This is a genomic window from Actinospica robiniae DSM 44927, assembly GCF_000504285.1.
Lineage (GTDB): Bacteria > Actinomycetota > Actinomycetes > Streptomycetales > Catenulisporaceae > Actinospica > Actinospica robiniae.
The window spans coordinates 7,699,782-7,725,848 of record NZ_KI632511.1; the positions used below are offsets into that span (position 1 = coordinate 7,699,782).

Consider the following 26,067-nt stretch of genomic DNA (forward strand, 5'->3'; position numbering starts at 1 on the left):
CGGAACACCCATGCCTGAGCCGACCGCCGTGCTGTTCGACATGGACGGCACCCTGATCGACTCCGAGCCTGTGTGGTTCGAGACCGAGGTGGCGCTGCTGGCCGAGCTCGGCTACGAGCTCGGCCCGGAGCACTGGCCGTACGTGCTCGGGCAGCCGAACGAGGTCGCCTGCAAGTACCTGCTCGGCGTCAGCGGCCTGCCGCTGACCTGGCAGGAGCTGAGCAGCCGGATCGAGGCGGCCATGGTGCCGATCCTGTCGCAGGGGGCGGAGCTGCTGCCCGGCGCGAAGGAGCTGCTGGTGGAGCTGGCCGCGGCCGGCGTGCCCACGGCGCTGGTCTCCGCCTCGCCCCGCAGCATCGTCGACGCCTGCCTCGGCGGCATCGGCGCGGACTTCTTCCGGCACACCGTCTCCGGCAACGACGTGGTCCGCTCCAAGCCGGACCCGGAGCCCTACCTGCTCGCGGCCCGGCTGCTCGGGGTGGCGCCGGAGGAGTGCGTGGTGATCGAGGACTCGCCGATCGGCACGGCCTCGGGCGTCGCGGCCGGCTGCCGGGTGCTGTCCGTGCCGCACGCCGACACGGTCATCGCGCACCATCCCCGGGTGACCAGGGCGGCCACCCTGGAAGGGGTCGACCTCGCCTTCCTGGCCGCGCTCTAGGGTCCCGATCCGGATTTCCGCAGCGAATTCGCGGTGAGGGACACTGTCCGCAACTTGTATAGACAAGTTGCGGACAGGCGGCGCGCTCAGCGCTACGCTGCGACCGTGTCGACGACGGTGGTGGCGGTGGTGCTCGGTTCCGCGGTGCTGCACGCGTTCTGGAACGCGCTCGCGCACACGGCCAGGGACCGGCTCACCGCCATCGCGCTGATCGCGGTGGCCTCCGGCGGCGCCTCCGTGCTGCTGCTGCCGTTCCTGCGCCCCCCGGCGCACGCGGTCTGGCCCTGGATCCTCGCCTCCGGCCTGCTCCAGGGGCTGTACAACTTCGGCCTCGTCCTCGCCTACCGGCTCGGCGACTTCGGCCGGATGTACCCGCTGGCCCGCGGCACCTCGCCGCTGGTGGTCGCGCTGGTGGCCACGTTCGTGGTCGGCCAGCCGATGTCAGTGCCCGAAGCCGCCGGCATCGGCGTGGTCAGCGCGGGCCTGCTCGCCCTGGCCTTCTCCGACGGCATACCCACCCGGGCCGACCTGCCCGCCGTCTGCGCGGCCGTCGGCACCGGCCTGGTGATCGCGAGCTACACCGTGGTCGACGGCGTGGCCGTGCGCAGGTCCGGCAGCGTCCTGGGATACTCCTGCTGGACCTTCCTGCTCTCCGCGATATTCGTGCTGATCGGCGTCACGGCCATCCGCCGAAGCAGGCTCCTGCCGTCCCTGCGCGAGGACACCGCGCGCGGGCTCACCGGCGGCCTCGTCGCCATGACCGCCTACACGCTGGTGCTGTGGGCGCAGACCCGCGGCGGCCTGGCCGAGGTGGCCACGCTGCGTGAAACCAGCATCCTGATCGGCGCGGGCATCGGCGCGCTGGTGCTCAAGGAGGGTTTCGGCCGCATCCGGATGGCCGCCTCGGCCGGCGTCGTCCTCGGCATCGTGCTCATCGCCCGGTGACGCGGCCTCAGCCGCTGATCCGCCGTCAGTCCGCCTTGCCGATCCGCACTTCGGGCACCGGCGGCTCGACTCCGCCCTGCGCCGGGCACAGTTCGCGGAAGCTGCACCAGCCGCACAGCTTCGACGGCTTGGGCTTCCACTGCTTGCTCTCGGCCGCCTGCCGGATCGAGGCCCAGATGCCGGCGATCTTGCGCTCCGCCGCGAGCAGGTCGGCCTCGCTCGGGTCGTAGGTGAGCACCTCGCCGTTGCCCAGGAACAGCAGCTGCAGCCGCTTGGGCACCACGCCGCGCGCCTTCCACAGCACGAGCGCGTAGAACTTCATCTGGAAGAGCGTCTTCTCCTCGTACCCGGGCGGCGGGGCCTTGCCGGTCTTGTAGTCCACCACCCGAAGCAGCCCGTTGGGCGCGACGTCGAGCCGGTCCACGAAGCCGCGCAGCAGCAGCCGGTCCTCGCCCTCGCCCATCGGCGCCCGCACGAACAGCTCGCGCTGGGCCGGCTCGAGCCGGTTCGGGTCCTCCAGCGTGAAATAGGTGCCGAGCAGCGACTCCGCCTCGGCCAGCCAGGCCGCGCGCTCCTCCTCGGCCGCGAACAGGCCGCCGAGCTCGGGACGCTGGGAGAGCAGCTTCTCCCACTGCGGCCGCAGCAGCTCCACTGCCTCGGCCGGGGTGCGCCGGCCGGCCGGGAGGTCGAAGAGCCGCTCGAGCACCGCGTGGACCAGCGTGCCCTTGGTGGCCGCGGCGTTCGGCGGCTCGGGCACCTTGTCCACCACCCGCAGCCGGTAGAGCAGCGGGCACTGCTGGAAGTCGCCCGCGCGCGACGGCGAGAGCGCGGCCGGCAGCTTGACCACTCCCCTGGAGAACTCCCGCCCGGCGTCGAACAGCGCGCTGTCATCTGCCCCCACAGCACCGGGACCCGCGTCGAACAGCGCGCCGTCGGCCGTGCCCGGCGCGACGCCGGCGGTCGCCTCCTCGGTCACCGCGACCGCCTCGAACCCAAGCTCACCCATGTCCGAGAACCCTAGCCGCCTCTGCCGACACTGCGGCACCCGCCCGGCCGCGTGAGACCTGGAAGCAGAGCAACCCGTAGCATCGCCTTGTGAGCGACCAGAACGAGAACCAGGGCGGACGGCCGGACCCCCGACGCGCGGCGGGCGGCGGCATCCCGATGGGTTCCCCTTTCGGGATTCCCATCGTCGTCTCGCCCACGTGGTTCCTGATCGCCGCGTTCATCACCTACTATTTCGGCCGGCAGATCAGCGACGAGGACTTCGGCAACTGGCGCTACCTGATCGGCTTCGGCTTCGCCGTCCTGCTCTACCTCTCCGTGCTGCTGCACGAGCTGGCCCACTCGGTGGTGGCCAAGAGCTTCGGACTGCCGGTGCGCCGGATCGTGATCTACTTCCTCGGCGGCGTCTCGGAGATCGAGAAGGAGCCGGACACCCCGCGGCGCGAGTTCGCCGTGGCCGTCGCCGGCCCCGCGCTCTCCTTCGCGCTCGGCGGGATCTTCTTCGGCGTGTGGAAGCTGATGGACCACCCGACCAGCTCGCTGCTGTTCAACGCGATGCAGTATCTGGTCACCGCGCTGTGGGTGTCCAACCTGGTGGTCGGCGTCTTCAACATGCTCCCCGGCCTGCCGCTGGACGGCGGCCGGGTGCTGCGCTCGGCGGTCTGGGCGATCAGTCGCAACCCGCTCACCGGCACCGTCGCCGCGGCCTGGACCGGGCGCGTGCTCGCCGTCGGCGTGCTGATCTACGCCATGGTCACGGTGCAGGACGCCGGCAGCAGCGACGGCCTCTACACGCTGGTGTGGGCCGCCTTCATCGCCTCGTTCATCTTCATCGGCGCCTCCCAGTCGCTCACCGTCGCCCGGCTGCGCGAGCGCATCCCCACGCTCAACGCCCGCGCCCTGACCCGCCGGGCCGTGCCGGTCACGGCCGACGTGCCGCTGTCCGAGGCGCTGCGCCGGGCCGCCTCGGTGGGTGCGCGCAGCCTGCTCGTGGTCGACCACGACGGCCGGCCCACCGCGATCGTGCACGAGGCCGCCGTCGCCGCCACTCCGCTCGAGCGCCACCCCTGGGTCCAGGTCGGCACCCTGTCCCGCGCGCTGCGCCCCGGGCTGACCCTGACCGCCGACCTCAACGGCGAGGCCCTGCTGCAGGCCCTGCGCGCGACTCCGGCCCCGGAATACCTGGTCACCGAGCCGGACGGCGCCATTTTCGGCGTGCTCGCGGCCGCCGACGTCGAGCACGCCTTCCTGGGCCGCTAGCGGCTTCGGCCTCGTCTTCGAGCGTGCTCGCGGCCGCCGACGTCGAGCACGCCTGTTCGGGCCGTTAGAATCCACCGGTGAGCGAAACGCACGAGCCCGACGCCCCGCGCCCCGAAGAGACCGGCAAGAGCCATCGCCAAGGCCCGTTCAAGGTCGGCGACCTGGTTCAGCTGACCGACACCAAGGGCAGGCACCACACCTTCTCGCTCACCCCCGGCAAGCAGTTCCACACGCACAAGGGCTACTTCGACCACGACGCGCTGATCGGCGAGCCCGAGGGCACCGTGGTGCGCTCCACCGGCGGCATGGAGTACCTGGCGCTGCGGCCGCTGCTGTCCGACTACGTGCTGTCCATGCCGCGCGGCGCCGCCGTGGTCTACCCGAAGGACGCGGCCCAGATCGTGGCCATGGCCGACGTCTACCCGGGCGCGCGCGTGCTCGAGGCCGGCGTCGGCTCCGGCGCGCTGACCTGCTCGCTGCTGCGCGCGGTGGGGGATGGCGGCCGGGTCTACTCGTACGAGCGCCGCGAGGACTTCGCCGCGATCGCCGAGCGCAACGTGAGCACCTTCTTCGGCGGCGAGCACCCGGCCTGGACCCTGACCGTGGGCGACCTCGTCTCCTCGCTGCGGCCGGACGAGGTGGACCGGGTCGTGCTGGACATGCTCGCGCCCTGGGAGTGCGTCGACGCCGTCTCCAAGGTGCTCGTCCCCGGCGGCGTGCTGATCTGCTACGTCGCCACCACCACCCAGCTCTCCCGCACCGTCGAGACCATCCGCGAGCACGGCCGCTTCGCCGAGCCCGCGCCGTTCGAGACGCTGCTGCGCTCCTGGCACGTCGAGGGCCTCGCCGTCCGGCCGGACCACCGGATGGTCGGACACACCGGCTTCCTGGTCACCGCCCGCCGCGTGGCCGACGGGGTGGACCTGCCCGCCCGCCGCCGGCGCCCGGCCAAGGCCGCCGCCGAGCTCGGCGACGCCTGGGACGGCGTCGTCGAGGCCGACCCGGTGGACGAGGCCGAGGCCCGGGCGGCCCGCATCGCCCGGCGGGGCGACCTGCCGTGACCCGGCCGGGCCGCCGTCCGGTATCCGGGGGCGGCCCGCGCCGTCGGCCCCGCGCCCGTCAGTCCTGCGCGAGCGGGCCGGCCACGGCCGCGCCGTCCGCGCGCCGGTGCACGTGGATGCACTCCCCGGGGCACTCCTTCGCCGAGTCGATCACGTCCAGCACCAGGTCCGCGGGCACCGCGACCCGGGCCCCGGCCTCCTGGCGCAGCGCGCCGGCCGGATCCTTGACGTAGGCCAGGCCGTCGATATCGAGCTCGAAGACGTCCCGGGCGTACTGGGCGCACAGCCCGTCGCCCGTGCACAGCTCCTGGTCGATCCAGACCTCGAGATCCTCGCTGCTCATCCGGCCGGTCATCCCCAATCCACGGAAGCCTTACACCCCCCAACCTAACAACTTCATCCGGCGCGGGGACATCGGGACCCGAATTCCCCAAAGCCCTCGACAGCGGGGCACGGTACGGGTAATGATCGTGCTCCGTAGCGGATCCGGCCGTAGCGTTGATCCGAACGGGTTGCCCGACCGTCTACATAACGAGCGGTGAAGGGGGAATCCACTGTGGAGACGGCAGTGTTGTCGACAGCGGACACCCGAGCAGCGGGAGGTCCGCCGACACGAGCGAGCGGTGCGGCGGTTTGGCCGCCCCCGAACGCAGGTAGGGTCGTTGTGACGTCACAACACTCCGCGAGGAGGTGAAGGACCGTGCCAGCCCACGAAGACGACAAGCCCCTGCGCCCCGGCTCCCGAGCAGGCCGAGGCGGCCCGCTCGGCAGCGAGCCGGGCTCCGGCCAGGACGCGCTGAACCAGGTTGCCTTCCTCGAGCAGGAAGTGGCGCTGCTGCGGCGGCGCCTGGCCGAGACCCCGCGCGGCAGCCGTGACCGTGCCCTAGAAGACCGGATCAGCGAGCTCCAGGTCACCGTGTCCGGGCTCACTGCGAAGAACGAACGGCTCGTGGCGACCCTGCGCGACGCGCGCGACCAGATCGTCGCGCTCAAGGAGGAGATCGACCGGCTCGCCCAGCCGCCCAGCGGCTTCGGCGTCTTCCTCGAGGAGCACGAGGACGGCACGGTCGACATCTTCACCGGCGGCCGCAAGCTGCGGGTCGCGGTCGCCCCGGGCGTCGAGCTCGACGAGCTCCAGCCCGGCCGCGAGGTGATGCTCAACGAGGCCCTGAACATCATCGCCGTGCACGGCTACGAGAAGGTCGGCGAGATCGTCTCGTTCAAGGAGCTGCTCGAGGACGGCGCGCGCGCCCTGGTCGTCGGGCACACCGACGAGGAGCGGGTGGTGCGCCTGGCCGAGCCGCTGCTGGACACGGTGATCCGGGCCGGCGACGCGCTGCTGCTCGAGCCGCGCTCCGGCTACGTGTACGAGCGGGTGCCCAAGTCCGAGGTCGAAGACCTGGTGCTGGAAGAGGTGCCGGACATCGACTACGCCTCGATCGGCGGCCTGTCCGGCCAGATCGAGCTGATCCGGGACGCGGTCGAGCTGCCCTACCTGCACAAGGAGCTCTTCCGCGAGCACGAGCTGCGCCCGCCCAAGGGCGTGCTGCTCTACGGCCCGCCCGGGTGCGGCAAGACCCTGATCGCCAAGGCGGTGGCCAACTCGCTGGCCAAGAAGGTCGCCGAGATCTCGGGCAAGGAGGCCGGCAAGAGCTACTTCCTGAACATCAAGGGTCCCGAGCTGCTCAACAAGTACGTCGGCGAGACCGAGCGGCACATCCGGCTGGTCTTCCAGCGGGCCCGGGAGAAGGCGGGCGAGGGCACGCCGGTCATCGTGTTCTTCGACGAGATGGACTCGCTCTTCCGCACCCGCGGCTCGGGCGTGTCCTCGGACGTGGAGAACACCATCGTCCCGCAGCTGCTCTCCGAGATCGACGGCGTGGAGGGGCTCGAGAACGTCATCGTCATCGGCGCCTCCAACCGCGAGGACATGATCGACCCGGCGATCCTGCGCCCGGGCCGGCTGGACGTGAAGATCAAGATCGAGCGTCCGGACGCCGAGGCGGCCAAGGACATCTTCTCGAAGTACATCACCTCCACCCTGCCGCTGCACGAGGACGACCTGCGGGAGAACGGCGGGGACCGTACGGCCACGGTGGCCGCGATGATCCAGACCACGGTCGAGCGGATGTACTCGGAGACGGACGAGAACCGCTTCCTCGAGGTCACCTACGCCAACGGCGACAAGGAAGTGCTCTACTTCAAGGACTTCAACTCCGGCGCGATGATCCAGAACATCGTGGACCGGGCGAAGAAGTCGGCGATCAAGGACTTCCTCGACCACGGCGCCAAGGGCCTGCGCATCTCCCACCTGCTCGGCGCCTGCGTCGACGAGTTCAAGGAGAACGAGGACCTGCCCAACACCACCAACCCGGACGACTGGGCCCGGATCTCCGGCAAGAAGGGCGAGCGGATCGTGTTCATCCGCACCCTGGTGTCCGGCAAGAAGGGCGCGGAGAGCGGCAGGTCGATCGACACCGTCGCCAACACCGGGCAGTACCTGTAGTCACACTGGCGTACGGGGCGCGACACACCTGTCGCGCCCCGTCCCGACTCGGGGAGAAACCGTGGTCGAAGCTGGAGCCTTCCGCCGCCGCGCGCGCCTAAGCTGGTGGTCATGAGCGAGCTTGCGAGCGAATCTATGGGCACTGCGCTCATGCGCGCGTTCCTCCGGCCGACCGAGGAGGCGAGGGCATGAGCGAGCTTGCGAGCGAATCTATGGGCACTGCGCTCATGCGCGCGTTCCTCCGGCCGACCGAGGAGGCGAGGGCATGAGCGAGCTTGCGAGCGAATCTATGGGCACTGCGCTCATGCACGCGTTCCCGCAGCTGACCAGGGAGGCGAGGGCATGAGCGTACGTCGGGTCATGGGCAGTGAAACCGAATACGGCATCTCGGTGCCGGGGCATCCGAACGCTAACGCGATGCTCACCTCCTCGCAGATCGTCAACGCCTACGCGACGGCGATGCAGCGGGCGCGGCGGGCCCGCTGGGACTTCGAGGAGGAGAACCCGCTGCGCGACGCGCGCGGGTTCGACCTGGCCCGGGAGCTGGCCGACACCAGCCAGCTGACCGACGAGGACTCGGGCCTGGCCAACGTCATCCTGACCAACGGCGCCCGGCTCTACGTCGACCACGCCCACCCCGAGTACTCCACGCCCGAGGTCACCAACCCCCGCGACATCGTGATCTGGGACAAGGCCGGCGAGCTGATCATGGCCGCGGCCGCCCGGTTCGCCGCGCTGGTGCCCGGCGCGCTGCCGATCAACCTGTACAAGAACAACACCGACAACAAGGGCGCCTCGTACGGCTCGCACGAGAACTACCTGGTCTCCCGCTCCACCCCGTTCGCCGACATCGTCCGGCACCTGACCCCCTTCTTCGTCACCCGGCAGGTGTTCGCCGGCTCCGGGCGGGTGGGCATCGGCCAGGACGGGCGCTCGCACGGCTTCCAGATCTCCCAGCGGGCCGACTTCTTCGAGGTCGAGGTCGGGCTCGAGACCACGCTCAAGCGCCCGATCATCAACACCCGGGACGAGCCGCACGCCGACCCGGAGAAGCACCGCCGGCTGCACGTGATCATCGGCGACGCCAACCTCGCCGAGATCTCCATCTTCCTGAAGATGGGCACCACCTCGCTGGTGCTGGCGATGATCGAGGACCGCTTCATCGGCGCCGACTTCACCGTGGACCAGCCGGTGCGCACGCTGCACGAGGTCTCCCACGACCCGTCCCTCAAGCACCTGGTCAAGCTGCGCTCCGGGCGCAAGCTGACCGCGGTCCAGCTCCAGATGGAGTATTTCGAGCAGGCCCGCAAGTACGTCGAGGACCGCTACGGCGCGGACGTGGACCCGGTCACCCAGGAGGTCCTTGACCGCTGGGAGTCGGTGCTCACCCGGCTGGAGGCCGACCCGATGCTGCTGCGCCGGGAGCTGGACTGGGTGGCCAAGCTCGAGCTGCTCGAGGGCTACCGCACCCGGGACAAGCTGGGCTGGGAGGACGCCCGGCTGCACCTGGTGGACCTGCAGTACTCCGACGTGCGCCCGGACAAGGGCCTCTACCAGCGGCTGGCCGCCCGCGGCCGGTTCGACCGGCTGGTCACCGACGAGGAGGTGCGCACCGCGGTGGACCTGCCGCCGGAGGACACCCGCGCCTACTTCCGCGGCCGCTGCCTGGACAAGTACGCCGACTCGGTGGCCGCGGCCTCCTGGGACTCGGTGATCTTCGACCTGCCCGAGCGCGAGTCGCTCCAGCGCATCCCCACCCTCGACCCGCTGCGCGGCACGAAGCAGCACGTCGAGGGGCTGATCGACCGCTGCCGCACGGCCAGCGACCTGGTCCGCGAGCTCACCGGCGGCAGCTAGCGCGCCGCGTCCCGCCCGGCCCCCGCCCCTGCCGCGGGGGCCGCGGCCTCGGCGGCCGCGCCGCGGCGGACATCACGATTGCGCGGTGGAGGCGGGGCGCCAGCCTCCGAACGTGTGAACGCGCCCCGCGGGGGGCAGGGATGATCCAAGAGCGCTTCGGTGAAACCGCGAGGCCCGTGTCGGCGGATCGGCGTAGGGTCGTGGTCAGGTGAAGCGCATTCGGGTGCGGAACTGGAGCCATGGTTCGAGAGAGGTGGGTGGTCCGGATGGCGGCCAAGGACACGGGCGGGCAGGAACGCGCCTCCCGGCAGAGCGAGGAGCTCGAGGAAGAGGTCGTCGAGCAGTCCAGCGACCTGAAGGAGCGTCAGGCCAAGCTGTCCGAGGACGTCGAGGACGTCCTGGACGAGATCGACGAGGTCCTCGAGACCGACGCCGAGTCCTTCGTCAGGAGCTTTGTGCAAAAGGGCGGCCAGTAAGGTCTGACGCCGGCTCAGCCGGGGGCAGACGCCTGATCCGCCCGCGCGGCGGCCGGATCACGCCCGGCGGCCTGCGCGGCCGGTAAGGTTCGAGGTCGATCCATGCTTTGCGAGACGACGAGGAGAGGGAACGCGTGGGAACCCAAGGGACGGGACGGCTCGGTGGTCAGGGCGGCTTCGCCGGCGACCTCGGACTGATGCGGGCCGCGTTCTCCGGCTCGGGGAGCTCGTTCACCGAGTTCCTCGCCGCGTACAACCCGGAGTACCTGCCCGGGCGCCGGGCGGCCGCGCTCGGCGCGAACGGCGGCGGCCCGCTGCCCTTCGAGGCCCCGCACGGCACCACCATCGTGACGCTGACCTTCCCGGGCGGAGTGGTCATGGCCGGCGACCGGCGGGCCACGGCCGGCAACGTGATCGCCTCCCGGGAGATCGAGAAGGTCTTCCCGGCGGACGAGTTCTCCTGCGTGGGCATCGCCGGCACCGCGGGCCTCGCGGTGGAGATGGTGCGCCTCTTCCAGGTCGAACTGGAGCACTACGAGAAGATCGAGGGCATCACCCTCTCCCTGGACGGCAAGGCGAACCGGCTGGCCACCATGATCCGGGGCAACCTGGGCCTGGCCATGCAGGGCCTGGCGGTGGTCCCGCTCTTCGCCGGCTACGACCTGGAGAGCGGCGAGGGCCGGATCTTCAGCTACGACCCGGTCGGCGGCCAGTACGAGGAGCACGGCTTCCACTGCGTGGGCTCCGGCTCGGTCTACGCCCGCGGCGCGCTCAAGAAGCTCTACCGCGACGACTTCGACGCGACCGGCGCGGTCACCGCGGCGATCCAGGCCCTCTACGACGCGGCCGACGACGACTCGGCCACCGGCGGCCCGGACCTCACCCGCCGGATCTACCCGGTGGTCGGCGTGGTCACCGAGGACGGCTACCGCCGCCTGCCCCAGTCCGAGCTGGCCGAACTGGTGCAAGAGGTCGTCGACGCCCGGCACCGGCGGCCCGACGGCCCCAACGCCCCGCTGCGCTGACGGCACCCGCCCACTCCCGACGAGAAGACGACTGACGAGGACTAAGACAACGTGACGACGCCGTTCTACGTCTCGCCCGAACAGCTGATGAAGGACCGGGCGGACTTCGTGCGCAAGAACATCGCGCGCGGTGGCTCCGCGGCGGTGCTGAACTACGACGGCGGCATCCTGTTCGTCGCGGAGAACCGCTCCCGGGTGCTGCACAAGGTCAGCGAGATCTACGACCGGATCGGCTTCGCCGCCGCGGGCAAGTACAACGAGTTCGAGAACCTGCGGCAGGCCGGGGTGCGCCTGGCCGACAGCCGCGGCTACCTCTACGACCGGCGCGACGTGACCGCCCTCGGCCTGGCCAACGCCTACGCCCAGCTGCTCGGCAACATCTTCTCCGAGTCCGGTGCCAAGCCGTACGAGGCCGAACTGGTCATCGCCGAGGTGGGCGACCGGCCCGAGCAGGACCAGATCTACCGGATCCCCTACGACGGCTCCGTCGTGGACGCGCACGGCTTCGTGGTCATCGGCGGGGCGGCCGAGGCCGTCTCCGCGGTGCTCGAGGAGACCTACCGGGAGACCCCGGGCCTCGGCGAGGCGCTGCGGATCGCGGTGGCGGCGCTCGGCCGCGACGGCAGCGAGACCCGGGAGCTGAGCCCGGCCCAGCTCGAGGTCGCCGTGCTCGACCGCGACCGCACCCAGCCGCGCAAGTTCCGCCGCCTGCTCGGCGCGCAGCTCGCCGCGCTGCTCGAGGGCGAGCCGGGCGCGGACGCGGCGGCGCTGGCGGAGAACGGCGCCTCGGCCGACGCGTCCGCGGCCGAACAGGACGAGCCGGGCGCGGACTCCGCGCCGGCCGGCTCCGCCGAGGGCGCGGAACTCGACACCAACGCACTGATCGACGAGGCCCTCGACGAGGACAGCGGCGAGGACAACGGCGACAACTAGCGTCATCTACCCCAGGAGGGGCCTGATGGACCGTAGGATCTTCGGACTCGAGAACGAATACGGCGTCACCTGCACCTTCCGCGGCCAGCGGCGGCTGAGCCCGGACGAGGTCGCGCGCTACCTGTTCCGGCGGGTGGTCTCCTGGGGGCGCTCCTCGAACGTCTTCCTGCGCAACGGCGCCCGGCTCTACCTGGACGTCGGCTCGCACCCGGAGTACGCGACGCCGGAGTGCGACTCGATCGAAGAGCTCGTCGTGCACGACAAGGCCGGCGAGCGGATCCTCGAGGGCCTGCTGCACGACGCCGAGCGGCGGCTGCACGAGGAGGGCATCGCCGGAGACGTCTACCTGTTCAAGAACAACACCGACTCGGCCGGCAACTCCTACGGCTGCCACGAGAACTACCTGGTGACCCGGCACGGGGAGTTCTCCCGGCTGGCCGACGTGCTCATCCCGTTCCTGGTGACCCGTCAGCTGATCTGCGGCGCCGGCAAGGTGCTGCCCACCCCGCGCGGCGCGGTCTACTGCGTGAGCCAGCGGGCCGAGCACATCTGGGAGGGCGTCTCCTCGGCGACCACCCGCTCCCGCCCGATCATCAACACCCGGGACGAGCCGCACGCCGACGCCGAGCGCTACCGCCGGCTGCACGTGATCGTGGGCGACTCCAACATGAGCGAGACCACGATGCTGCTCAAGGTCGGCGCGACCGACCTGGTGCTGCGGATGGTCGAGGTCGGCCTGGTGATGCGGGACCTGACGCTGGAGAACCCGATCCGGGCCATCCGCGAGGTCAGCCACGACCTGACCGGCCGCAAGAAGCTGCGCCTGGCCAACGGCCGCGAGGCCACCGCGCTGGAGATCCAGCGCGAGTACCTGGCCAAGGCGGTGGACTTCGCCGACCGCCGGGACCTGCGCACCGGCACGGTGGCCCGGGTGCTGGACCTGTGGGAGCGCACCCTGGACGCGATCGAGCAGCAGGACCTGGCGAAGATGGAGCGCGAGATCGACTGGGCGATCAAGTACCGGCTGATCCAGCGCTACCAGGAGAAGTACGACCTGCCGATCGCGCACCCGCGCATCGCCCAGCTCGACCTCGCCTACCACGACATCAGCCGCAAGCGCGGCCTGTACTACCTGCTCGAGCGCCGCGGCCTGGTCGACCGCACCGCGCGGGACCTGGACATCTTCCGGGCCAAGTCGGTGCCGCCGCAGAACACCCGGGCCCGGCTGCGCGGGGAGTTCATCAAGCGGGCGCAGGAGCAGCGCCGCGACTTCACCGTGGACTGGGTGCACCTGAAGCTCAACGACCAGGCGCAGCGCACGGTGCTGTGCAAGGACCCGTTCCGGGCCGTGGACGAAAGGGTGGATAAGCTCATCGCGTCCATGTAGGCGCGCGTCGTTGGGTAGTCTGTGCGCGTGCTGCTACTCGGAGTGAGTCTTCGCCACCGTCGCCGACCGCCGCACCGGCTCCTCGCCGCGTTGGCGGCGCTCGGCCTGGCGGCGGGCGCGGCGGCGTGCGGCGCGGGCTCGGCCCAGGCGGTGCTGCCCGCCGTCTCCGGGGCCGTGGGCGAGCAGGCCGCGATCACCATCCCGGCGCATCAGAGCCCGCCGACCCGGGTGGAGTCCACCGTCCTGGTCCAGGGCGGCGGCTCCCCGCTCGCGGCGGGCGACGCGGTGGTGGTCGACTACACCCTGATGGACTGGACCGGCGGGAAGCTGATCGGCAGCACCTACGGCACCGGCGGCAGCCCGGACAAGACGCAGGAGTTCGTGCTCGGGGCCACTTCGGCCCTCGGCTCCTGGAACCAGGCCCTGCCGGGCGTGAAGGTGGGCAGCCGGGTGGAGGTCGTCACCCCGCCCGACGGGGCCTTCGGCACCGGCGGCGCGACCGCGTACGGCATCAAGGGCACGGACGACCTCGTGTACGTGCTCGACATCGTCGGCGGCTACCCGGCGAACGCCGACATCACCGGTATCCAGCCGACGCAGAAGGACGCCGACCTGCCCAGGGTCGCCGGCGACCCTGGCAGCGGCGCCGTATCGGTCGCGCTCCCACGGGGCGAGCGGGCCCCGGCCACGCTGACCAGCAGTGTCCTGATCCACGGCAGCGGCGCCGTGCTCACCTCGGACCAGCGGCTGATGGTGCAGTACACCGGAGTCGACTGGAACACCGGCAAGCAGTTCGACTCGTCGTTCGGCCGAGGCATCGCCAGCTTCGTCTTCGGCAGCGACTCGGTGATCTCGGGCTGGAACAAGGGCTTGGCCGGCGCGCACGTCGGCGACAGGGTCCTGCTGGTCCTCCCCGCCGCCGACGCCTACGGCGCCAAGGGCGTCGCCTCGGCCGGCATCCACGGCGGCGACACGCTCGTCTTCGTCATCGATATCGTCGACGCCCTCGGCTGACCCTCGGCTTCACCGCCTAGCTGAAGAGCACCGAACGCAGCTTCAGCCGTTCGCTGCCGTGTCCGGTCAGGGGCCGAAGGCTGAAGTAATCGCCCTGGCAATCGGGTTCGCTGAAGACGACGGCGGTCGCGTTGGTGGCATTGCGCGGCGTGTCCGCCGGCATGGAGCTGTCGGGGTCGGCGACTTCCGGCAGAGTGATGCATTCCCGGCTCGGCGGGTTGTCGAGGGTGCTTTCCTGGATGACGCCGTAGGAATCGACGAACCGATAGGTGAAGCCGCCGGTCGCCGCGTCGGCGACGGCGGGTACGGCGAGAACGAGCATTCCGGTGCCGAGGAGCACGGCGAAGGACTTGCGTAGTCGCACGGAGGTTTCTCCCATTCGCTGAGTGAAGATCGAATGAGTCTTATCAGCACCTTTCGGCCGCCTTCCGCTCGACGCGCCAGGTTCGGCTAACGCCGCCCGGAAGGCGTATCACCGTTAATCCGGTGCGATCCGCGGCCGGGACCGGCAGAATCCCGTCATGGCTGAGATGATCCACTGGCCCCTGGCATCACTCGAACTGGCGACCCCGAGACTTCGGCTGCGGGTGCCTTCGGCCCCGGAGCTCGACGCGCTCGCCGGTCTCGCGGCCGGCGGCGTGCACGACGCGGCCGTCCAGCCGTTCACCGTCGCTTGGACCGACGCCGAGCCGCAAGTGGTCGCTCGACGCGTGCTGAAATACGCCTGGGGCACCTGGGCGGGCTGGGAGCCGGAGGGTTGGTCGCTCTGGCTGGCCGTCGTCCACGACGGCGCCGTCATCGGCTCGCAGGAGGTCTCCGCCCGCGACTTCGCGGTACGCCGCGAGGTCACCACGGGCTCATGGCTGGGCAAGGACTTCCACGGGAAGGGCTTCGGCACCGAGATGCGCGCCGCGGTCCTGCATCTGGCCTTCGCCGGCCTCGGCGCCCGCCACGCCACCTCCGGCGCCTACGTCCACAACGCCGCGTCCCTCGGCGTCTCCCGCAAGCTCGGCTACCGCGACGACGGCGTCGAGCACCACAGCGTCCGCGGCGCCGACGCGACCCTGCAGCGGCTGCGGCTCACGCGCGCGGACTGGGAAGCGCGCCGCTCCACCGAGGTCCGCGTCGCAGGCCTCGAACCGTGCCTGCCCATGTTCGGCCTCTGACCGCGAGGCGTGCTTCCCCCGTGCCGGCCCCGGGCGCGCAACGCAGCGCGGCGCCCGGGGCCTCAGCGAGCGCGTTCAGTTGACGCCCAGCAGGTCGACGACGAAGATCAGCGTCTCGCCGGCCTTGATGGCGGGGGTGGGGCTCTGGTTGCCGTACGCGAGGTGCGCGGGGATGGTCAGCCGACGGCGGCCGCCGACCTTCATGCCGGCGACGCCCTGGTCCCAGCCCTTGATGACGCGGCCGGCGCCGAGGGGGAACTGGAAGCCCGCGTCGCCGCGGTTCCAGGAGGCGTCGAACTCCTCGCCGGTGGAGAAGGCCACGCCCACGTAGTGCACGGTGACCTGGTGGCCGGACTTGGCCTCCTCGCCCTGGCCTTCCCAGAGGTCGACGATCTCGAGGTCCTGCGGGGGGTTGCCCTCGGGGAAGTCGACCTCGGGCTTCTCAAGCGGCAGTGCCATGCTTTCGTGATCCTCTCGTTATCCGTTGACCGGGTCAGCCTAGCGGGTCGCGGTGGCGGCCAGGCGACCGGCGCAGGCGGCGGCGAGGAAGTTGGCGCGATCCTGATCCAGGCCGCGGCCCATGGTCGTCAGCGGCACGGGGCTGGCGGCCAGAGCCTCGTCCAGGCCCTCGGCCGGCACCGCGGCGAGGCCGTGCCGGGCTTCGAGCGGCGCGGCCTGGGCGCGGACCCGGGCCCAGAACGCTCCGGGTTCATCCGGAAGAGCGAGCCGGGCGCGCGCCAGGGCGACCCGGCCGTACGCGGTGAGGCTGTGGTGGCTCAGGCCTCGATGACGCTCGCGCGGGTCCGCCTCGGAGACCCGCAGCACGCCGATCGGGTCGGCGCCGAGGGTCGCGGCGGCGTTCACCGCCTCGCCGCAGGCGACGCCGGAGAACCCCCACTTCGTGCCGGTGCCGAGGTTGCCCGGACCCTGGCAGACCACGGCGATCTCGGCGCCGAGCACCCGCTGCGCGGCGAGCAGGCCGGTGTGCAGGGTGACCGCCTCGAGGTCGCCGCCGAACGCCTGGCCCACCGTGACCGAGCCGCACAGCCACCCGGCCTCGCGCAGGCCGGCCACGGTGCGGGAGAACCAGAGCGGGAGCGCGCCGCCGTCCGTCATCACGTACGCGACGCGGGTGCCGGGGCGGTCGTGCTGGATCGCGGCGCAGACCGCGGGCAGGGCGGAGTGCAGGTCGGCGGCCACCACCGGCATCCCGGCCAGGTCGTCCGCCTCGCGCAGCAGCTCGTGGTGCGGCGAGTCCTGCTCGTCCACGCCCGCGACCACAGCCTGCAGCGGGGTGTAGCGGGCCTTGACCAGGTGGCCGCCCGCCCGGCCGCTTTGGGGTACCGACATCTTGCCGGTATCCTGAGCGGTGCGATGATCTGCGGACGGCTGGACCGGCAGGCGGTCGGGCAGGGCCACGACCAGGGCGTACCCACCCGTACCCAAACCGAGGGCCTGTGCGTTCCCGTTGAGCAGCACCCGGTCGCCGACCTCGGGCTCCCCCACCAGCGCGGGGTAGGCCAGAGCGCGGCGGTCCTCGCCGCCGCAGCGCACGATCAGCTCCTGCGCTCCCGGCCAGCTTCGGCCGCGCTGCGTCACGGTGCCTTCGAGCCAGCCGATCACGCGCCTACGGTAGCGGAAGACCGTGCGAAACCACGCCGGAAACAGGTAGCGTCGGTCGAGCACATGCCGGGAGTGGAGGGAAGGCGGCACTGATGGCGGCGACGAAGTCCGAACGCCTGGTCAACCTGGTGATCTGCCTGCTCGCGAGCCGGACCTTCGTGACGAAGGAACGGCTGCGGCGCGTGCTCGAGCCGTACCGCAACTGTCCCACCGACGAGGCCTTCGAGCGGATGTTCGAGCGGGACAAGGAGGAGCTGCGCGAGCTCGGCGTGCCGCTCGAGGTCGGCTCCACCGACGCCTACTTCGACGACGAGGTCGGCTACCGGATCGCGCCCGGCGAGTACGCGCTGCCCGAGCTCGCCCTGGAGCCGGAGGAGGCGCAGGCCCTCGGTGCGGCCGCCCGGTTCTGGCAGCAGGCCACGCTCGCGCAGGCCGCGTCCTCCGCGCTGCTCAAGCTCAAGGCCGCCGGGGTCGAGGTCGGACCGGTCTCCCCGGTGGGCATCGAACCCCGGGTGCGGGCCGAGGCGCCGGCCTTCGAACCGCTGCTCGAAGCGGTCTACGAGCGGCAGGTGGTCCGCTTCTCCTACCGCCGCGGGGACGGCGAGGTGCGCTCGCGCGAGGTGGAGCCGTGGACGATCGACTCCTGGCGCGGCCGCTGGTACCTGGCCGGGTACGACCTCGGCCGGGAGGACGAGCGGATCTTCCGGCTCGACCGGATCTCCGGTCCCGTGCTGCTGACCGGGCGGGTCCCGGCGCACCCGATGCCCGACCAGCTCGACGTGCGCGCCCGGGTGGCCGCCTTCGCCCGGCGCCCGGAGGCCGACCTCGGCACGGCCACGCTGCGGGTGCGCTCCGGCACCTGCTTCCCGCTGCGGCGGGCCGCGAGCGCGATCGAGCCGTCCGACGAGGGCTGGGACGTGCTGGTGCTGGCCTACCGGGACGGCTTCGAGGGCTACGTGGCGGAGTTCGGCGCGGACGTGGTGGTTCTCGACCCGCCGCGGCTGCGCGACGCGGTCATCCGCAACCTGCGGGCGCTGTCCGGCCAGGGCACGGTGCCGGGGCCGCGGGCGGGCGGGCAGGACGAGGCGGACCTGCGGATGGAATGGGAGACGGCTTCGTGAGCACGGCGGTGGAGCAGGTCGAGCGGCTGCTGAACCTGGTGCCCTATCTGCGCAGCCACCCCGGGGTCACGGTGGCCGAGGTGGCCCGGGAGTTCGGGGTCAGCCAGCGGCAGATCGCCAAGGACCTCAACGTGCTGTGGTTCTGCGGGACGCCCGGCGGGTTCTCCGACGACCTGATGGAGCCGCACGTCGGCGAGGGCGGCGCGATCCACCTGGACAACGCGGCCGAGGCGATCACCCGGCCGCTGCGCCTGTCCACCCGGGAGGCGGTGGCGCTGCTGGTGGCGCTGCGGGCGATGGCCGCGGTGCCGGGTCTGGCCGACCGGGTCGCGCTGGAGCGGGTGCTGGCGAAGCTGGAGGCGGCGGTGGGGCAGTCGGCCGCGGACACGGCCGAGCGGCTCTCGGTCGCCTTCGAGGCGCGCGACGTCGTGCTCGAGGCGGCCACCCGGGCCCAGACGAGCGGGCGGGCGCTGCGGCTGCGCTACTACGTGCCCTCGCGCGACGAGGTGACCGAGCGGACCGTGGACCCGATCCGGATCTCCATGCTCACCGGCCGGGCCTACCTGGACGCCTGGTGCCGCACCTCCGCGGACCGCCGGATGTTCCGGCTGGACCGGGTGGTGGGGATCGAGGTGCTCGAGGAGCCGGCGGTGGTGCCCGAGCACGCCGCCAACGCGCCCGAGGCGGAGCACTCCGCACTGCGGGTGGACGCGCAGGACCCGCTGATCGAGCTCGAACTCGCGCCGGGGGCGCGGTGGGTGCCGGAGTACTACCCGTGCGAGAGCGTGACCGACCTGCCCGGCGGCGGGGTGCGGGTGGCGCTGCGGGCACCGGACCAGGACCGGATACGGCGCCTGGTGCTGCGCCTGGGCGAGAGCGCCCGGGTGCTCGGCCCGGCCGGCTTCGCCGCGGCCGTGCAGGGGACCGCCGCGGCCGCCCTGGCGGGGTACGGATTCTGATATCGAAGGGCATCTGACCTGGGGCGATACGCCTCGGGCGGATTCTCGCGACCGAGATCGATTACAGGTTGCCGAATATTACAGGATTTCAGATTTCTCTGAAGAATTCAAGGTAGTTTGCTGACTGTTCGTCGGCTGTTCGTCTGCGCGTCACTTTGACTGGCTGTACTTCGGGTGTGCCAGAGAGCGTCGCCCCGTCCCTCGGGGTATCCCAGAGCCCGCAGAACCCCGCCCAGAGCGGCGGGCGGATCCGTCCGCGCGGAGGGCCGCGCGACTTCCGCCGAACCTGGTGGGGCTACCTCTTCGTGCTGCCCGCGCTGGCGATCTTCGGGGTGTGGACGATCTTCCCGACGATCTACACGTTCTACATCTCGCTGTGGCACTGGAACCAGTACGACATCGCGCTCTCGAAGTACGTCGGGCTGGCCAACTACCGCCAGCTCTTCCAGCAGGGCGACCCCTCGTTCCTCGCCGCGTTCGGCCACTCGCTGTACTTCACCGCCGGCATGGTGGTCGGCGGGACGGCGTTCGCGCTGGCCTTCGCCCTGCTGGTGCAGCGCGGCGGCCGGCTGCTGGCCCTGTCCCGGCTCGGGCTCTACCTGCCGCACGCCACGCCGCTGATCGCGAGCTCCCTGGTCTGGGGCATGATCTTCGACCCGCGGTTCGGCCTGCTCAACTACGCGCTGGACAAGGCGCACCTGCCCACTTCGCAGTGGCTCTACAGCCCGGGCTCGTCCATGCCGGCCCTGATCGTCTACAGCCTCTGGCACGAGCTGGGGTTCCTCACCCTCGTGTTCATCGGCGGGCTCGCGGTGATCTCGGAGGAGTTCGGCGAGGCGGCGCGGGTGGACGGCTGCGGCCCCTGGCGCGAGTTCTGGTACATCACCTGGCCGCAGCTGCGGCCGGTGACCACGTTCGTGGTGCTGATCACCACGATCGGGTCGCTGCAGGCCTTCACCCAGTTCTACCAACTGCGCGGGGCCGGCAGCTCGACCGTCACGCTCAGCCTGCTGATCTTCCTGAACGCCGCCGGCCAGGCCCCCGCGCTGGGCTACGCCGCGGCGGCCGCGGTGGTGCTCTTCGCCGTCACGGTCCTGTTCTCACTCGTCCGGCGGCGCACATCCGTCGGAGGCACAGGGGCCGCGTGACCCCTCCGGTCCGCAATGGAGCGACCGCATCCCCACTCCCACCCTTGAAGAAGGAGAACGCGCTCATCATGCGAATCCCAGCCATACTCGCCGGTGCCCGGTCCCGCCGGGCCGCCGGGGCTGCCCTCATCGCGGCCTTCGGCCTGGCGGCCTCCGCCTGCGCCGGCGGCGGATCGACCGCGGCTACCGCGGGCTCGTCCAGCTCGAGCTCGCCGCTGCCGACCGTGTCCGGCCCGGTCACCATCACCTTCCAGGAGGTGTACGGCACCAAGTCGCAGCTGGCCACCCTCACCAAGGTGGTGGACGCCTTCGAGAAGCAGAACCCGAACATCACGGTCCAGCTGCAGGCCTCGTCTAACTACACGGCGCTGTTCGAGAAGGAGGACGCCGAGGTGGCCGCGGGCAGCACCCCGACCATCGGCATGGCCTACGAGAGCTACGCGCAGAGCTGGGCCACCGCCCAGAAGATCGTGCCGATCAAGGACCTGGCCGGGAGCAACAGCCCGGCCGAGCTGTCCACCTTCTACACCGGCGTGCAGAACGACCTGAAGCTCTCCGACGGCAACCTGTGGATGTGGCCGTTGGGCAAGTCGCTGCAGCTGCAGGCGATCAACCAGACCCAGTTCACCGCGGCCGGCATCACCTCGGCGCCCACCACCTGGGACGAGTGGGCCTCGGACCTGGAGAAGGTGGCGGCCAAGGAGAAGACCTCGAACGCGAAGTTCGCCGGCATCACCCTCTACCCGCAGGGCAGCGGCGAGACCCTGTTCGAGGAGATCGCGGCCACCTACGGCGGGCAGCTCTACACCGCCGGCGGCACCCCGCAGTTCACCTCGGCCGACGCGGTCAAGGCGCTGAAGTTCCTGCAGACCGAGAAGGCCAACGGCGCGGTCGCGGTCGGCGGCTCGACCACCGACCTCTACCCCGGCGAGGACGCGCTGACCGGCGGCAGCGGCGCCGAGGACATCACCTCGTCGGCCGGCGTCACCTACGAGGCGGCGCCCAAGGGCGACACCCTCGAGTTCGCCGCGTTGCCGGGCGACTCGATGATGGCCGGTGCGAACCTGGTGGTCTACTCGACCGCGACGCCGCAGCAGCGCGCTGCGGCCTGGGAGCTGCTGCAGTACCTGGCCGGCCCGTCCGCCCAGGCCACCTGGGCCGAGGGCATCGGCTACTACCCGGTGACCGCGCAGGCGCTGTCCTCGATGGACGCGAGCTACCTGGCCGCCAACCCGTGGATCCAGCAGACCATCGGCAACCTGAACACCGCGTTCGTCGACCCGCCGTTCGGCTGGGCGACCGCCTGCCAGCTCGATCTGCAGACCGCCGTCTCCTCGGCGCTGAGCGGCTCCGACGCCGCCTCCGCCCTGCAGACCGCGCAGAGTGACTGCGCGTCCAAGAAGAGCGCAGAGAGCTGAGGATGACCCTCCCGCTCAGCGCGCGCGTGCCGTCCCGGGGCCACAAGCCCCGGGGCGGCGCGCCGCACCGCGCTTCCGGCGAGCCGGTCGGGTCCTGGCGCGGCTGGTCCTGGACCCGCCGCCTGGTCGCGCTGTTGCTCGCCCTGCTGTTCCTGGTGCCGTTCTACTGGGTGTTCGTCATCTCGGTGCAGCAGGGCACCTCGATCTCCAGCTGGCCGCTGAACCTGGTGCCGCAGTGGCACTGGCAGAACTACGCCCGCGCCTGGGACCTGGCGGCCTGGCCGCGCTACTTCGCCAACACCGTGTTCATCGCGGCCTGCACCGTGCTGCTGTGCCTGGTCACCTCGGTGCTGGCCGGCTTCGCCTTCGGCGTGCTGCGCTTCCCCGGGCGCAAGGTGCTGATGGCGGTGATCCTCTCGGTGCTGATGGTCCCGACCGTCACCCTGATCGTCCCGGACTACGTCGTCGCCGGCCAGCTGCACCTGCTCAACACCTACTGGGTGCAGATCCTCCCGTTCGGCTCCAGCGTGTTCGGGATCTTCCTGGTGCGCCAGTTCTTCCTGACCATGCCGCAGGAGATCATGGAGGCGGCGACCGTGGACGGGGCCGGGCGGCTGCGCATCCTGTGGCACATCGGCATCCCGGCGGTGCGCCCGGCGCTGCTGCTGATCGGCATCAACGTGTTCGTGGCCTCCTGGAACGCGTTCCTGTGGCCGCAGGTCATGGTCAACGACCCGAACCTGCAGCCGATCGAGGTAGGCCTGTCCGCGTTCACCACCGACAACGGCACGGACTGGTCCGCCATGAGCGCCGCCGTCTGTTTCACCACCGTCCCGATCATGCTGGTGTTCCTGCTGCTGCAACGGCAGTTCATCCGCGGCGCGATGACCGCCGCGGGCTCCGTGAAGTAGCCCCGGCTCACCGGCTCGAGGAAATGTGCGTCCACACGAATGAACGACCACACCGATAACCTGCTCCTGGTCCTCGACTTCGACGGCACCGTCTACCGAGGTGACGACCCCGCCCGTGCGTACGCCCGCCGGATCGCGGCGAGCCTGGAGCCGCTCGCGGCCGAGCACTACCTGGCCCTGTTCGAGCGCTACCTCGCCGAGGGCGTGGCGGCGGCCGGCTCGGCCGCGGACCCCGTCGCGGCCGCGACCCTGCGCGAGTCGGTCGACCACTGGGGCGCCGCGCACCTGCTCGCCGAGCGCGTCTTCGGCGCCTCCGCGGACGCCGTGGAGGCGGCCTTCGCCGGCGCCCGGCAGGACATGCTCGACCCGTCCTGCGAGATCGAGGTGGTCAAGCCGCTGCTCGCCACGATCGCCGACCTGCGCGGTGCCGTACGGGTCGTGCTGGCCACCAACAGCCCGCGGGAGGGTCTCAGGCCGCTGCTCGACCGGCTCGGCCTCGCAGAGGCCTTCGACGAGGTGGTGCCGGACGCGGCCAAGCCGACCGGAATGAGAAGCCTGCTGCGCCGGGAGCTCGGCGCGCTGGGCGGCGCGCGGCCCTGGCGCGCCTTCTCCCTCGGCGACCACTACCGCAACGAGATCGAGCCGGCGGTTGAGATCGGCGCCGCGACGGGATACATTGATCGGTTCGGCCGAGCCGACGGCCCCGCGACGGCCACTGCGCCCGTCGCCGAGCAGTTGCTGCCCGTGATCCACGGCTGGGTCGCCGATCCCGAGTCCGCCGTGTCCGCGGCCTGATTCGGCCACGAGTCCAGCGAGTTGAAGCGAGTGAGGAAGTAACACGGTGTCGGCGAGCGTGGAGTTCTGGGGCGGGGTCGGAGTCATCGGCTCCAGCAAGGTTCTGATCAGGGACGGGGGGCACCGGGTCCTGCTGGACCTGGGCCTGGACATCCCGAAGGACGGCGATCTGTTCCGGGCCCCGGCCGCGCCGCGGCCCGGCCGGGAGCTGGCCGACCGGCTGCGGGTCGGCGCCGCCCCGGCGATCCCGGGCCTGTTCGACCCGGGCGCGCTCGCGCCGGGCGACCGGCTGGCCGAACCGGCCGAGCCGACCGCGCTGTTCGTCACCCACCCGCACATCGACCACGTCGGGCTGGTCGGCTTCGCGCGGCCGGAGGTGCCGGTGCACGCCTCGGCCGAGACGGTCGGGCTGCTCGGCGCGCTGGCGCGGGCGGACGAGGCGCTGCCGGGCCCGCGCGTGTTCCAGGGCGCGGCGGACTGGCGCCCGGTCCCGCTCGGCGAGCCGGTGCGGGTCGGCCCGATGACGGTGGAGCGTTTCGACGTCGACCACGACGTGCCCGGCGCCAGCGCCTACCGCGTGGTCACCAGCGACGGGGTGCTCGCCTTCACCGGCGACTTCCGCTTCCACGGCTACCACCCGGAGCGGTCCTGGGGCTTCGCCGAGGCCGTGGCCGGCGCCGACGTGCTGGTCACCGAGGGCACCACGCTCAGCTGGGAGGAGTTCCACCCGCTGCGCACCGAGGCGGACGTGAACGCCCTGTTCGAGGCCGAGCTCGCGGGCAACGCCGACCTGGTGATGCTCTCGGTCTACCCCAGGGACCTGGACCGGGTGCGCGCGTTCACCGCGATCGCCGCGGCGGCCGGGCGCCGGATCGTGTGGCCCGAGCGCATCGCGGCGTTCCTGGCCGCCGCCGGGGTCGAGGACGCGCCCAGCACGGCGCAGGTGGGCCTGGCCGAGATCCAGGCCGCGCCGGGCTCCTATGTCCTGCAGCTCGACCCGAACGACCTGCCCGGGATGCTGGACCTACCGTTCGGGCCGGGCAGCGTCTTCGTGCACGCGAACGGCGAGCCGCTCGGCCCGTTCGAGCCGCGCTGGCAGCTGTTCGTGGACTGGCTGGCCCGGCTCGGCCTGCCGCTGCGCCGGATCGGCTGCTCCGGCCACGCCTACCAGGACGACCTGCACGAGTTCGTCCGGACCATCAACCCCAAGGTGCTGATCCCGATTCACACGTTCAGCCCCTACCGGGTGCACCCGACCGGCAGCACCGCGCGCCTCGTGGTGGACTACGCGCGGGCCTACGACTTCGCCGGTCGGCCGCTGTAGCCGGACCGGACCGGCCTCGAGGCGGTAGGCTCGTCCGTCGTGATGCTCTGGGTCCTTCTCTTCTCGGTCCTGGCCTTCGTGGCCCTGGTCGTGATCGGCTCCTTCGCGTTCCGGGTCTGGCGTGAAGGTCTCGCGCTCAGCCGGCAGCTCGCAACGAGCGGGAAGCTGCTCGGCGAGCAGGTCACGCCGCTGACCGAGGCGCTCGAGCGGCTCGGCTCGGAATCGTCACCCCGTCGCCGTTGACAAAGGCTCTCGATCGCTGGGAAGTTGAGAGCGCCAAGTGGAGTGCCAGGTCGGACCCCCGCCGGACCGGACCGAAGTCGAGTGAGGAAGCGCAACCGATGCTGCTGCGTACCGAGTCTCTCTTCCTGATCGTCGTGGTGGGCCTGCTGCTCTACGGCTGGAAGCGGCTGCCCGGGGCGATGCGTGATCTGGGCCGAGCGCGCCGTATCCTCAAGTCCGAGGCGCAGGCGCTGCGCGACGACGTTCCGCTGCCCAAGCGGCGCGTGGTCGAGGCCCGGCCCGAGGATGTTGTAGCCCGACGCGACGGACAGGCAGGCACGTAAACGTGGCAGGCAAGGCTGGGCGCTCGGCGGACGACGCCGCGCGGATGCCGCTCGGCGAGCACATCCGGGAACTGCGCAACCGGCTGATGAAGGCCGCCCTCGCCATCCTCTTGGGCGCGGTCATCGGCTTCGTCTTCCGCAGCCACATCCTGCACACGCTCGAGAACCCGGTGTGCAACATCCAGGGGCTCTCCGGCGTGGGCCGGAAGAACGCCGAGTGCCCGGACGGCGCGCTGGTCTTCAGCGGCGCCACCGCGCAGGTGAACCTGTCCTTCAAGATCGCTATGTACTGCGGCGTGGTGATCGGCAGCCCGGTCTGGCTCTACCAGGTCTGGGCGTTCCTCGCGCCGGGCCTGTACAAGAAGGAGAAGAAGTACAGCCTCGCCTTCATCGGCGCCGCGGTGCCGCTGTTCGTCGGCGGCGTGGTGGTCTGCTACTTCCTCTTCCCGGTCATCATGAAGGTGCTACTGACCTTCCTGAACGGCGCCGGCGCCTCGACCATGCTCGACGCCAGCCAGTACATGACCTTCTGTCTGCAGATGATGACGGTCTTCGGCGTCGCCTTCGTCCTGCCGCTGGTGCTGGTGCTGTTCAACTTCATCGGCATCCTCAGCTCCAAGGCGATGCGCAAGCACTGGCGCATCATCGTGCTGGCGATCTTCGTCTTCGGCGCGGTGGCGGTGCCCACCGGCGACCCGTTCGGCATGAGCGCGCTCGCCCTCCCGATCTGTGTGCTCTACTTCGCCGCGGTGGGCGTCTCCGAGATCAACGACCGGCGCCGGGCCCGCAAGCGCGCGTCCATGCCGGGCGCGAACCTCTCGCCGGACGAGGCCACCGATCTGGACCTCTCGCCGGCCCCGATCGAGCAGGCCGAGTCGCTCGAGGACATCCTGTAGTACTACATCACCG

Annotated in this window: 27 protein-coding genes; 22 read left to right on the forward strand and 5 right to left on the reverse strand. The window is 71.3% G+C overall.

Annotation, left to right across the window (positions count from 1 at the left end; genetic code table 11):
* Positions 1-10 precede the first annotated feature (10 nt).
* On the forward strand, positions 11-658 hold the full coding sequence (locus ACTRO_RS33185) for an HAD family hydrolase (protein ID WP_051451755.1): 648 nt from the start codon (positions 11-13) through the stop codon (positions 656-658).
* A gap of 105 nt (positions 659-763) precedes the next feature.
* Positions 764-1,603, forward strand: coding sequence for a DMT family transporter (locus ACTRO_RS33190; RefSeq protein ID WP_034269575.1), 840 nt, complete (start codon positions 764-766; stop codon positions 1,601-1,603).
* Positions 1,604-1,628: 25 nt separating this feature from the next.
* On the opposite strand, the gene ACTRO_RS33195 is transcribed toward ACTRO_RS33190, so the two are convergent.
* The gene (locus tag ACTRO_RS33195) at positions 1,629-2,609 is read right to left on the reverse strand and encodes a RecB family exonuclease (protein WP_084316699.1); all 981 of its coding nucleotides are present in this window, start codon (positions 2,607-2,609) and stop codon (positions 1,629-1,631) included.
* 89 nt (positions 2,610-2,698) lie between these two features.
* Between ACTRO_RS33195 and ACTRO_RS33200 the strand changes: the two genes are divergently transcribed.
* Positions 2,699-3,868 carry a site-2 protease family protein gene (locus ACTRO_RS33200; RefSeq protein ID WP_034269578.1) on the forward strand — a complete coding sequence of 390 codons (1,170 nt, stop codon included), beginning with the start codon at positions 2,699-2,701 and terminating at the stop codon, positions 3,866-3,868.
* Positions 3,869-3,945: 77 nt separating this feature from the next.
* Entirely contained in the window at positions 3,946-4,929 is a 984-nt protein-coding gene (locus ACTRO_RS33205; protein ID WP_157436582.1) for a tRNA (adenine-N1)-methyltransferase, read from the forward strand.
* 58 nt (positions 4,930-4,987) lie between these two features.
* Here the strand turns inward: ACTRO_RS33205 and ACTRO_RS33210 are convergent, their stop codons facing one another.
* The gene (locus tag ACTRO_RS33210) at positions 4,988-5,272 is read right to left on the reverse strand and encodes a ferredoxin (RefSeq protein ID WP_245594568.1); all 285 of its coding nucleotides are present in this window, start codon (positions 5,270-5,272) and stop codon (positions 4,988-4,990) included.
* Between the two features lie 357 nt (positions 5,273-5,629).
* Between ACTRO_RS33210 and arc the strand changes: the two genes are divergently transcribed.
* The 7 genes from arc (at position 5,630) to ACTRO_RS44265 (ending at position 14,127) form a co-directional block, all read left to right on the forward strand.
* Entirely contained in the window at positions 5,630-7,435 is a 1,806-nt protein-coding gene (arc, locus tag ACTRO_RS33215) for a proteasome ATPase (protein WP_034269583.1), read from the forward strand.
* Positions 7,436-7,777: 342 nt separating this feature from the next.
* Positions 7,778-9,292 (forward strand): depupylase/deamidase Dop, encoded by a 1,515-nt coding sequence (gene dop / locus ACTRO_RS33220; protein WP_211244487.1) that lies wholly within the window; start codon positions 7,778-7,780, stop codon positions 9,290-9,292.
* 266 nt (positions 9,293-9,558) lie between these two features.
* Complete coding sequence (locus ACTRO_RS33225) at positions 9,559-9,768, forward strand: ubiquitin-like protein Pup (protein ID WP_034277821.1); 210 nt, start codon at positions 9,559-9,561, stop codon at positions 9,766-9,768.
* A gap of 197 nt (positions 9,769-9,965) precedes the next feature.
* Positions 9,966-10,793 (forward strand): proteasome subunit beta, encoded by an 828-nt coding sequence (prcB, locus tag ACTRO_RS33230; RefSeq protein ID WP_034277823.1) that lies wholly within the window; start codon positions 9,966-9,968, stop codon positions 10,791-10,793.
* A 51-nt stretch (positions 10,794-10,844) separates the two neighbouring features.
* A complete protein-coding gene (gene prcA / locus ACTRO_RS33235) occupies positions 10,845-11,726 on the forward strand; it encodes a proteasome subunit alpha (protein WP_063628117.1) in 882 nt (293 codons plus the stop codon).
* 25 nt (positions 11,727-11,751) lie between these two features.
* Complete coding sequence (gene pafA / locus ACTRO_RS33240; RefSeq protein ID WP_034269589.1) at positions 11,752-13,113, forward strand: Pup--protein ligase; 1,362 nt, start codon at positions 11,752-11,754, stop codon at positions 13,111-13,113.
* Between the two features lie 27 nt (positions 13,114-13,140).
* Complete coding sequence (locus ACTRO_RS44265) at positions 13,141-14,127, forward strand: FKBP-type peptidyl-prolyl cis-trans isomerase (RefSeq protein WP_157436583.1); 987 nt, start codon at positions 13,141-13,143, stop codon at positions 14,125-14,127.
* A gap of 16 nt (positions 14,128-14,143) precedes the next feature.
* On the opposite strand, the gene ACTRO_RS33250 is transcribed toward ACTRO_RS44265, so the two are convergent.
* On the reverse strand, positions 14,144-14,506 hold the full coding sequence (locus ACTRO_RS33250; RefSeq protein ID WP_211244488.1) for a hypothetical protein: 363 nt from the start codon (positions 14,504-14,506) through the stop codon (positions 14,144-14,146).
* A gap of 142 nt (positions 14,507-14,648) precedes the next feature.
* Between ACTRO_RS33250 and ACTRO_RS33255 the strand changes: the two genes are divergently transcribed.
* Entirely contained in the window at positions 14,649-15,293 is a 645-nt protein-coding gene (locus ACTRO_RS33255; protein WP_211244489.1) for a GNAT family N-acetyltransferase, read from the forward strand.
* 75 nt (positions 15,294-15,368) lie between these two features.
* Here ACTRO_RS33255 and ACTRO_RS33260 read toward each other — a convergent pair whose 3' ends face one another.
* Together ACTRO_RS33260 and ACTRO_RS33265 are read right to left on the reverse strand one after the other, a co-directional pair.
* Positions 15,369-15,746 carry an FKBP-type peptidyl-prolyl cis-trans isomerase gene (locus ACTRO_RS33260; RefSeq protein WP_034277838.1) on the reverse strand — a complete coding sequence of 126 codons (378 nt, stop codon included), beginning with the start codon at positions 15,744-15,746 and terminating at the stop codon, positions 15,369-15,371.
* Positions 15,747-15,791: 45 nt separating this feature from the next.
* Complete coding sequence (locus ACTRO_RS33265) at positions 15,792-16,916, reverse strand: DUF3866 family protein (RefSeq protein WP_034277840.1); 1,125 nt, start codon at positions 16,914-16,916, stop codon at positions 15,792-15,794.
* 92 nt (positions 16,917-17,008) lie between these two features.
* Here ACTRO_RS33265 and ACTRO_RS33270 point away from each other — a divergent pair, with 92 nt between their 5' ends.
* The 10 genes from ACTRO_RS33270 to tatC all read left to right on the forward strand — a co-directional run bounded on the left by ACTRO_RS33270 (position 17,009) and on the right by tatC (position 26,054).
* Positions 17,009-18,037, forward strand: a complete 1,029-nt coding sequence (locus ACTRO_RS33270) for a helix-turn-helix transcriptional regulator (protein ID WP_063628118.1) — start codon at positions 17,009-17,011, stop codon at positions 18,035-18,037.
* Positions 18,034-18,996, forward strand: coding sequence for a helix-turn-helix transcriptional regulator (locus ACTRO_RS33275; protein WP_051452564.1), 963 nt, complete (start codon positions 18,034-18,036; stop codon positions 18,994-18,996). The genes ACTRO_RS33270 and ACTRO_RS33275 overlap by 4 nt, the downstream gene beginning before the upstream one ends.
* 176 nt (positions 18,997-19,172) lie before the next feature.
* Positions 19,173-20,144 (forward strand): carbohydrate ABC transporter permease, encoded by a 972-nt coding sequence (locus ACTRO_RS33280; RefSeq protein ID WP_157436584.1) that lies wholly within the window; start codon positions 19,173-19,175, stop codon positions 20,142-20,144.
* Between the two features lie 68 nt (positions 20,145-20,212).
* Positions 20,213-21,562, forward strand: a complete 1,350-nt coding sequence (locus ACTRO_RS33285) for an extracellular solute-binding protein (protein WP_157436585.1) — start codon at positions 20,213-20,215, stop codon at positions 21,560-21,562.
* Positions 21,563-21,564: 2 nt separating this feature from the next.
* Positions 21,565-22,473, forward strand: a complete 909-nt coding sequence (locus tag ACTRO_RS33290; RefSeq protein ID WP_084316700.1) for a carbohydrate ABC transporter permease — start codon at positions 21,565-21,567, stop codon at positions 22,471-22,473.
* A gap of 39 nt (positions 22,474-22,512) precedes the next feature.
* Positions 22,513-23,268, forward strand: a complete 756-nt coding sequence (locus tag ACTRO_RS33295) for an HAD family hydrolase (protein ID WP_034269597.1) — start codon at positions 22,513-22,515, stop codon at positions 23,266-23,268.
* 46 nt (positions 23,269-23,314) lie between these two features.
* Positions 23,315-24,592, forward strand: a complete 1,278-nt coding sequence (locus ACTRO_RS33300) for an MBL fold metallo-hydrolase (RefSeq protein WP_034269600.1) — start codon at positions 23,315-23,317, stop codon at positions 24,590-24,592.
* A gap of 39 nt (positions 24,593-24,631) precedes the next feature.
* Complete coding sequence (locus ACTRO_RS33305) at positions 24,632-24,835, forward strand: hypothetical protein (RefSeq protein WP_157436586.1); 204 nt, start codon at positions 24,632-24,634, stop codon at positions 24,833-24,835.
* A gap of 98 nt (positions 24,836-24,933) precedes the next feature.
* Positions 24,934-25,158 (forward strand): twin-arginine translocase TatA/TatE family subunit, encoded by a 225-nt coding sequence (locus ACTRO_RS33310; RefSeq protein ID WP_034269605.1) that lies wholly within the window; start codon positions 24,934-24,936, stop codon positions 25,156-25,158.
* A gap of 2 nt (positions 25,159-25,160) precedes the next feature.
* Positions 25,161-26,054, forward strand: a complete 894-nt coding sequence (tatC, locus tag ACTRO_RS33315) for a twin-arginine translocase subunit TatC (protein ID WP_051451759.1) — start codon at positions 25,161-25,163, stop codon at positions 26,052-26,054.
* Positions 26,055-26,067 lie beyond the last annotated feature (13 nt).

Coding starts and splice junctions, on each gene's coding strand:
- ACTRO_RS33225 (WP_034277821.1), top strand. CDS start 9,559: ATGGCGGCCAAGGACACGGGCGGGCAGGAACGCGCCTCCCGGCAGAGC.
- ACTRO_RS33285 (WP_157436585.1), top strand. CDS start 20,213: ATGCGAATCCCAGCCATACTCGCCGGTGCCCGGTCCCGCCGGGCCGCC.
- ACTRO_RS33310 (WP_034269605.1), top strand. CDS start 24,934: ATGCTGCTGCGTACCGAGTCTCTCTTCCTGATCGTCGTGGTGGGCCTG.
- ACTRO_RS33250 (WP_211244488.1), bottom strand. CDS start 14,506: ATGGGAGAAACCTCCGTGCGACTACGCAAGTCCTTCGCCGTGCTCCTC.
- ACTRO_RS33290 (WP_084316700.1), top strand. CDS start 21,565: ATGACCCTCCCGCTCAGCGCGCGCGTGCCGTCCCGGGGCCACAAGCCC.
- ACTRO_RS33185 (WP_051451755.1), top strand. CDS start 11: ATGCCTGAGCCGACCGCCGTGCTGTTCGACATGGACGGCACCCTGATC.
- ACTRO_RS33270 (WP_063628118.1), top strand. CDS start 17,009: ATGGCGGCGACGAAGTCCGAACGCCTGGTCAACCTGGTGATCTGCCTG.
- prcB (WP_034277823.1), top strand. CDS start 9,966: ATGCGGGCCGCGTTCTCCGGCTCGGGGAGCTCGTTCACCGAGTTCCTC.
- pafA (WP_034269589.1), top strand. CDS start 11,752: ATGGACCGTAGGATCTTCGGACTCGAGAACGAATACGGCGTCACCTGC.
- dop (WP_211244487.1), top strand. CDS start 7,778: ATGAGCGTACGTCGGGTCATGGGCAGTGAAACCGAATACGGCATCTCG.
- ACTRO_RS33195 (WP_084316699.1), bottom strand. CDS start 2,609: ATGGGTGAGCTTGGGTTCGAGGCGGTCGCGGTGACCGAGGAGGCGACC.
- ACTRO_RS33255 (WP_211244489.1), top strand. CDS start 14,649: ATGGCTGAGATGATCCACTGGCCCCTGGCATCACTCGAACTGGCGACC.
- ACTRO_RS33295 (WP_034269597.1), top strand. CDS start 22,513: ATGAACGACCACACCGATAACCTGCTCCTGGTCCTCGACTTCGACGGC.
- ACTRO_RS33210 (WP_245594568.1), bottom strand. CDS start 5,272: ATGAGCAGCGAGGATCTCGAGGTCTGGATCGACCAGGAGCTGTGCACG.